Below are 6,930 nucleotides of genomic sequence, written 5' to 3'. Positions count from 1 at the left end.
GCGGCACCGTGGTGGGCCGCGGCGCCGAGGTGGCCGGGGGAGCCCGGCTCGACGGCGCGGTCATCTTCGACGGGGTGACCGTCGGGGCCGGCGCGGTGATCGAACGCTCGATCATCGGGTTCGGCGCCCGGATCGGGCCGCGGGCGCTGGTCCGCGACGGCGTGATCGGCGACGGCGCCGACATCGGGGCGCGCTGCGAACTGCTGCGCGGTGCGCGGGTGTGGCCGGGGATCACCATCCCCGACGGCGGCATCCGCTTCTCGTCGGATATCTGAGGCCGGCGGCCGGCTAGTTACCGGGGATGCACGTTCGCGGCGGCGGCGAGCTGGGTGAGACCGAAGTCGGTGTCGTCCGGCAGCTCGTGCAGCGGCCACCACCGCAGATCCAGCGACTCCTCGCTGCACACGATCTGCGCGCCCTCGGGGGCGCGCACCACGAACTGCACGTCGAGGTGACGGGTCGGCACACCGAGCGAACACGTCACCGGATGGACGTGCAACGCAGCAGGCGTCGCGGCGATCGTCAGCCCGGCAATGCCGGACTCCTCGGTGGCCTCCCGCAACGCCGCCGCGATCAGGCTCTCGTCCTCGGGCTCGCAATGCCCGCCCAGCTGTAGCCAACGGCCGATCCGCGGGTGCAGCGTCAACAGCGCCTGGCTGCCGGTGTGATCGAGCACCAGCGCCGAGGCCGTGATGTGGCCGGGCGCGCATTCGCGCAGACAGGCGTCCTCGCGGGCGACCAGGAACGCCAGCACGCTGTGACGCAGCGAATCCTGGGCGGGATCGTCCGGGCGCCAGGCGCTGAGCACCTCGACCGCGGACTGGTGCAGGCTCATCGCCACAGTCTGCTCCCCGGTGATTTCGGTGTGGTTATCGACGCCCAGCGGCGACAAGCACGCCGAAATCGCGCCGTCACCGCCGCACCAGCAGGCCGTCCACCTGCACCGGATCCCGCGGCTGCCCGGGCCCGTCGGGGGCATACCCGATCGCCACAGCGCCCAGCGGCTCCCAATCCCCGGGCAGATCCAACGCCGAGCGCACCACGTCCGGCGCGAAGATGGTCGACCCCACCCAGCAGCTCCCCACGCCGCGCACCGCCAGCGCGACGAGCAGGCCCTGCACCGCCGCACCGGCCGCGACGGTGAACATGGTGTGCTCGGCCTCGGTGCGCCGCGCGTCGGGATAACTGTGTGCGCCGTCGGGCACCATGAACGGGATCACCAGCTCAGGGGCGTCGTAGAGGATCTGGCCGCGGCCCACCCGCCGCTCGACCGACTCGGCGTCGCGGCCGTCGTCGGTCAGGTCGGCCCGCCAGCGCACCCTCATCTCGTCGAGCAACCCGGCGCGCACCGCTGCGTCCTGCACCCACACGAACCGGACCGGCCGGGTGTGGTGCGGCGCCGGCGCGGTCAGCGCCTCGGCCACCGCGCCCTCGATGACGGCCGGGTCGACGGCTTCGTCGCTGAAGCTGCGCACCGAGCGACGCAGCAACTGTGCCTGGGTGCGTCCCAGCGCGATCGCCTCCTCGGTGCCCAGCCAGAACAGATCCTCCGCACCGGCACGCACCAGCGTGCGGGCCGAGGATCCGTCGTCGCGCAGCTCCAGGCCGCGCACCACCGCCACGGGCACCGCGGTCAGCTTGCCCTTGACCAGATCGGCGGCCGCGGCGATCTCGTCGGCGACGGCGATCTCGGTGACGATCAGCTCGTTGCCGTGCCGATCGTGTTCGCCTGCGTAGCCGTGCAGCACCGTCAGGCCGGCCGCGCCGATCGCGACATCGGTCTGCCCGGTGCGCCAGGCACGGCCCATCGTGTCGGTGACCACGACTCCCACCCGCACCCCCAGCCGCTTGCGCAACTCCTGCACCAGGCGTCGTGCGCTGCCGTCCGGATCGGTTGGCAGCAGCGCCAGTTCACCCGAGTCGACGTTCGAGCCGTCCACCCCTGCGGCAGCCTGCACCAGCCCCAACGCGTTCTCGGTGATCAGAGTGCGGCCCTTGCGCGCCAGGACCCGCACGGATTCGTCATCGATGAGCTTGCGCCGCAATGTATCCCGGAGCTCAGGATCGATGGGCGCATCCACCATGCGGCCCTCGCACTTGGAGAGCACCTTGCTGGTGACCACGACCACATCGTCGTCACGCAGCCACGGCGCAGCCGCGGCGACGGCGGCCGCCAGGTCGTCACCGGGCCGGAACTCCGGCAGCCCGGCCACCGGCAGCAGTTCCACGCGCGCGGACGTGCCGTGGTCGCTCACGGGGCCACCCCGGCCAACTCCATCCCGGCCCGCACCATCTCGGCGGTGACGGCCGGCTCGGTCATCAACAGCGGCACCGCGCGCACGTCGACACCGTCCACCGTGGCGTCGTCGCCGTCGGCGACCAGCCACCCGTCCAGGATGCCGGTGCCCGATCGGGCTCCGTAGAAGCCGCCGACGCCGGCCGAGGTGCTCTCGACGCCGACGATCGACAGGCACTGGTCGGCCATGCCGCGCAACGGCTTTCCAGCGATGATGGGGGAGTAGCCGATGACCCGCGCCGGTGTCGCGCGCAGCGCGGCACGCACGCCGCCGATCCCCAGGATCGGGCCGATGCTCACCACCGGGTTCGACGGGGCGATCAGCACCACGTCGGCACCCTCGATCGCCTCGGTCACACCGGGACCGGCGGACGCCTTGTCGGCGCCGATGAACGCAAAACTGTCGGTGGGCACCTGGGCGCGGTAGCGCACCCACCACTCCTGGAAGTGGATCGCGCGCTTCTCGCCGGCTGCGTCACCCGGGCCGGGATCGGTGATGACGACGTGAGTTTCGGCACGGTCGTCACTGGCGGGTAGCAGCACCGCACCGGGGGACCAGCGCTTGCACAATGCCTCGGTCACCGCGGAGAGCGGATAGCCGGCCCGCAGCATCTGCGTGCGCACCAGATGGGTCGCCAGGTCACGGTCGCCGAGCCCGAACCAATCCGGCTGCACGCCGTAGGCGGCCAGTTCCTCCTTGGCGTGCCAGGTTTCGTTGCGGTGGCCCCAGCCGCGTTCGGGGTCGATGCCACCCCCGAGGGTGTACATGCAGGTATCCAGATCGGGGCAGATGCGCACACCGAACATCCACGCGTCATCGCCGATGTTGACGACCGCGGTGAGTTCATGGATTGACTCGTCGCCGGTGCCGAACTGGCCCAGGCCGAGTAGGTGCTGCACCCCGAGCAGGAAGCGTGCACCGCCGACGCCGCCGACCAGGACCGTGACTTTCACACCGACCGAGAGTAGGCGGTTGACGGCGCCGGAGTTCGGCGGGTGCCGGTGGCGGTGCGGCGAGGGTGACCCGATGGTGACCGACACGCCATAGCGCGACGCGCCGAATTGATGTCACGGAATGATATGAATTCCTGTTCTACCGCTTGACCGACGCTGCTCACCCGTGTGTAATCACAGCAGTGTCATTTCGCGGTTGGCCGGCCGGTTCCGGTGTCGCAGACCGAGATTCGATCACTTGTTCGAATTGGGATGGCCACACCTTTCATAGTGGGGCTGATATTGAACGGATCTACGAGACCTGGAGGAGGGGAACATGGCGTTTGAGCAGGCCGATTTCGGCGATTCGGTCCGGTTCGACAACAGGCTCCTCGGATCGGTGGGGAGTGCGCCGCACATCCAAACCGGACCGATGTCAGCAGGAACAAACGGGCGCCCGCAGCTGAGTCTGGTGCCCAATGAAAGCGAATTCTTCGACGACGAGCTCGAGTCTGTCGAAGACCAGTGGCAGGAGCGCGCGTTGTGCGCGCAGACCGACCCCGAGGCGTTCTTCCCCGAGAAGGGCGGCTCGACGCGCGAGGCCAAGCGGATCTGCCAGGGCTGCGAGGTGCGCGACGAATGCCTCGAGTACGCGCTGGCCCACGACGAGCGCTTCGGCATCTGGGGCGGGCTCTCCGAGCGGGAGCGTCGCCGCATCAAGCGCGGCATCATCTAGCGCATTTCGCGCACCCAGACCCAACAGGATTTTCAGTCGTCGTCCTCGATTGTCGGATCGATCACCAAAGGTTCGACGCCCAGATAGGTGGCGACCTGAGCCACCAGCAGCTCGTGCAGCAACTCTGTCAACTCGACAGTGTCCTTGGCGCGACGCTCGATTGGCTTGCGGAACAATACAATTCGTGCCCGCGTGGAATTGCCGCGGACATCGACCCCGGCAGGTATGAGCCGGGCCAGCGCGATCGGACCGTCAGCGACGACCTCCGGTGGCCACTGCACATTCTCGGGATCTTTCGGCGCGAGCCGGGGGATCTCATCGACCGCCACATCCAGCGCGGCCACCCGGGCGTGCCATCTGCGCTCGATGGGCTCGTAGGCTTCCAGCACCGCCATGTCGAACCGCTCGGCGCGGCTGCGCCAACCCGGAACGGTCGGCGGAAGCAAAGGTCCACGCATCTCGCGGCCGCGCCGCGAACCCCGGTGGTTGAGCCCGGTCACGAAAAAGATCGTAACGGTTGAGAGTCGGCCGCCCGGTGGCCGCGCGTGTCCGCCGCGATGCCGAGGATTGTGCACGATAACCTCACTTGCGTGAATGTTCCCCGTCGCTGCTGCCGGCCCGGGTGCTCTCACTACGCTGTCGCGACGCTGACGTTCGTGTATTCCGACTCGACGGCCGTGGTAGGGCCGCTGGCGACCGTGTCTGAGCCGCACTCCTGGGACCTGTGCGCCATGCACGCCGCCCGGATCACCGCACCCCGCGGCTGGGAGCTGGTACGTCACGCTGGCCCGCTGCCGTCGTTGCCCGACGACGACGATCTGGTCGCGTTGGCCGATGCAGTGCGCGAAGGTCGCCACGGTACGGCCCCGGCTGCCGGCTTCACCGCTTTCACCGACCCCGCGACCGGCGTGCAGGGCGGGGCGCTGATGGCACCCCCGACCCACAAACCCGAGACCAACGGCCGGCGCCGCGGCCACCTGCGGGTTCTCCCCGACCCCACCGACTGACCCGCGACGTCGCCGAAACGGCATTCCGGCAGGATTTCACTCGCGATTTCCCTGCTGGAATGCCATTTCGACTTCGAAGGGCGGCCATGTAGGTCGGCGGTGGCGGCTAGGCTAGGTGTAACAGTCCTGTCGTCCAAGGAGTCCTATGTCTCGGTCCGCTGCGGCGGTCGCACGCGTGATCAAGGCCTATGACGTGCGTGGGCTCGTGGGCGACGAACTCGACGACGCTTTCGTCGGTGAGGTCGGTGCCGCTTTCGCCCGGCTGGTGCGAGACGGTGCCGACAAGATCGCCATCGGCTACGACATGCGGGCCAGCTCGCCGGTGCTGTCGGCGGCCTTCGCCGAAGGCGTGCTGAGCCAGGGCCTCGACGTGGTGCGCATCGGGCTGGCCTCCACCGATCAGCTCTACTTCGCCTCCGGTCTGCTCGACTGCCCCGGTGCGATGTTCACCGCCAGCCACAACCCGGCCGCCTACAACGGCATCAAGCTGTGCCGCGCCGGCGCCAAACCGGTCGGCAAGGACACCGGCCTGACCGCGATCGCCGACGAGGTCGTCGCCGGGGTGCCCGGATACGACGGCCCCCGCGGCACCCTCTCCGACCGTGACGTGCTCGTCGACTACGGGAAGTTCCTGCGTTCACTGGTCGACATCGGAAGCCTGCGTCCGCTCACCGTGGCCGTCGACGCCGGCAACGGCATGGCCGGTCACACCACCCCGGCCGTGCTCGGACCGATCGCATCGATGACGGTCAAGCCGCTGTACTTCGAACTCGACGGCACCTTCCCCAACCACGAGGCCAACCCGCTGGACCCGGCCAACCTCGTCGACCTGCAGTCCTTCGTCCTCGAAACCGGTGCCGACATCGGGCTCGCCTTCGACGGCGACGCCGACCGCTGCTTCGTCGTCGACGAGAAGGGCCAGGCGGTGTCGCCGTCGGCGGTCACCGCGCTGGTGGCGGCGCGAGAACTGAACCGGGAGATCGGCGCGACGGTCATCCACAACCTGATCACCTCCCGTGCGGTGCCCGAACTGGTCACCGAACGCGGGGGTACCGCGGTGCGCTCGCGTGTCGGGCATTCCTACATCAAGGCGCTGATGGCCGAGACCGGAGCGATCTTCGGCGGCGAACACTCCGCGCACTACTATTTCCGCGATTTCTGGGGTGCCGATTCGGGCATGCTCGCCGCGCTGCACGTGCTGGCCGCGCTCGGTGAACAGGACCGCCCGCTGTCGGACCTGATGGCCGACTACCAGCGCTACGACGCCTCCGGCGAGATCAACTTCACCGTCGCCGACGCTCCCGCCGTCGTCGAATCGGTTCTCAAGTCCTTCGGCCCCCGGCTGCACGGCATCGACCACCTCGACGGGGTCACCGTCGACCTCGGCGACGGCAGCTGGTTCAACCTGCGGATGTCGAATACCGAGCCGTTGCTGAGGCTCAACGTCGAGGCGCTCACCTCCGAAGGCGTCCAGGCCATCGTCGACGAGGTCGCCGCCTGCATCGATGCCGGCTCAGAAGCCGGCACAAAGGAATTGACGTGAACGCCAGTCCGGCACGGGCTGCCGTGGTGGACCTCGACGACACCGAAGGCCTCCTCGAAGCAGACCGGATGGGTTTGCTACGCGCTGCCTCGATGGCCGGTGCGCAGGTCCGCTCCACCGCCGCGGCGCTCGACGAAGGCGACCTCGACCCGGTGCGCTCGGATGCGGCGCCCCGCACCATCGTCTGGGTGACCGGCCGCGGCCCCGCACACACCGCCGCCACCATGCTGGCGGCCATCCTGGGCGGATCGATCGGCGCACCGCTGGTCGTCGCGGCCGAGACGCCGCCGTGGATCGGGGCCCTCGACGTACTGATCGTCGCCGGCGACGACCCCGGAGAGCCTGCGTTGGTGGCCGCCGCGGCCACCGGGGTGCGCCGCGGCGCCCGCGTCATCGTCGTCGCCCCGTACGAGGG

Annotated in this window: 8 protein-coding genes and 1 pseudogene; 5 read left to right on the top strand and 4 right to left on the bottom strand. The window is 69.5% G+C overall.

Annotated features, from left to right (window positions below; genetic code table 11):
• Window positions 1–275 (top strand): LbetaH domain-containing protein (locus tag ACXAID_RS26340; protein WP_475025125.1); only part of this gene is annotated, 275 nt, incomplete at its 5' end.
• A 17-nt stretch (window positions 276–292) separates the two neighbouring features.
• On the opposite strand, the gene ACXAID_RS26335 is transcribed toward ACXAID_RS26340, so the two are convergent.
• From ACXAID_RS26335 to cofD, 3 genes are all read right to left on the bottom strand, one after another.
• Window positions 293–835 carry an NUDIX hydrolase gene (locus ACXAID_RS26335; protein WP_475025124.1) on the bottom strand — a complete coding sequence of 181 codons (543 nt, stop codon included), beginning with the start codon at window positions 833–835 and terminating at the stop codon, window positions 293–295.
• A gap of 76 nt (window positions 836–911) precedes the next feature.
• Window positions 912–2,255 (bottom strand): coenzyme F420-0:L-glutamate ligase, encoded by a 1,344-nt coding sequence (locus tag ACXAID_RS26330; protein WP_475025123.1) that lies wholly within the window; start codon window positions 2,253–2,255, stop codon window positions 912–914.
• On the bottom strand, window positions 2,252–3,250 hold the full coding sequence (gene cofD / locus ACXAID_RS26325) for a 2-phospho-L-lactate transferase (RefSeq protein WP_475025122.1): 999 nt from the start codon (window positions 3,248–3,250) through the stop codon (window positions 2,252–2,254). Before cofD ends, ACXAID_RS26330 begins: the two co-directional genes overlap by 4 nt.
• 448 nt (window positions 3,251–3,698) lie before the next feature.
• On the opposite strand from cofD, the gene ACXAID_RS26320 reads away from it, so the two are divergent.
• A complete protein-coding gene (locus ACXAID_RS26320; protein ID WP_475025127.1) occupies window positions 3,699–3,965 on the top strand; it encodes a WhiB family transcriptional regulator in 267 nt (88 codons plus the stop codon).
• Between the two features lie 32 nt (window positions 3,966–3,997).
• Here the strand turns inward: ACXAID_RS26320 and ACXAID_RS26315 are convergent, their stop codons facing one another.
• Window positions 3,998–4,423: a metallopeptidase family protein gene (locus ACXAID_RS26315; protein WP_475025126.1), complete on the bottom strand. Its 426-nt coding sequence runs from the start codon at window positions 4,421–4,423 to the stop codon at window positions 3,998–4,000.
• A 132-nt stretch (window positions 4,424–4,555) separates the two neighbouring features.
• On the opposite strand from ACXAID_RS26315, the gene ACXAID_RS26310 reads away from it, so the two are divergent.
• The 3 genes and pseudogenes from ACXAID_RS26310 to ACXAID_RS26300 all read left to right on the top strand — a co-directional run.
• Window positions 4,556–4,972, top strand: coding sequence for a DUF3499 domain-containing protein (locus tag ACXAID_RS26310; RefSeq protein WP_475025121.1), 417 nt, complete (start codon window positions 4,556–4,558; stop codon window positions 4,970–4,972).
• A gap of 145 nt (window positions 4,973–5,117) precedes the next feature.
• Complete coding sequence (locus ACXAID_RS26305; RefSeq protein ID WP_475025120.1) at window positions 5,118–6,515, top strand: phosphomannomutase/phosphoglucomutase; 1,398 nt, start codon at window positions 5,118–5,120, stop codon at window positions 6,513–6,515.
• 68 nt (window positions 6,516–6,583) lie between these two features.
• A pseudogene (locus tag ACXAID_RS26300) lies at window positions 6,584–6,930 on the top strand (TobH protein); the annotation flags it as partial.

This window comes from Mycobacterium sp. ABE4_509, from assembly GCF_056160785.1.
This window is presented reverse-complemented; position numbering and strand designations above follow the sequence as displayed.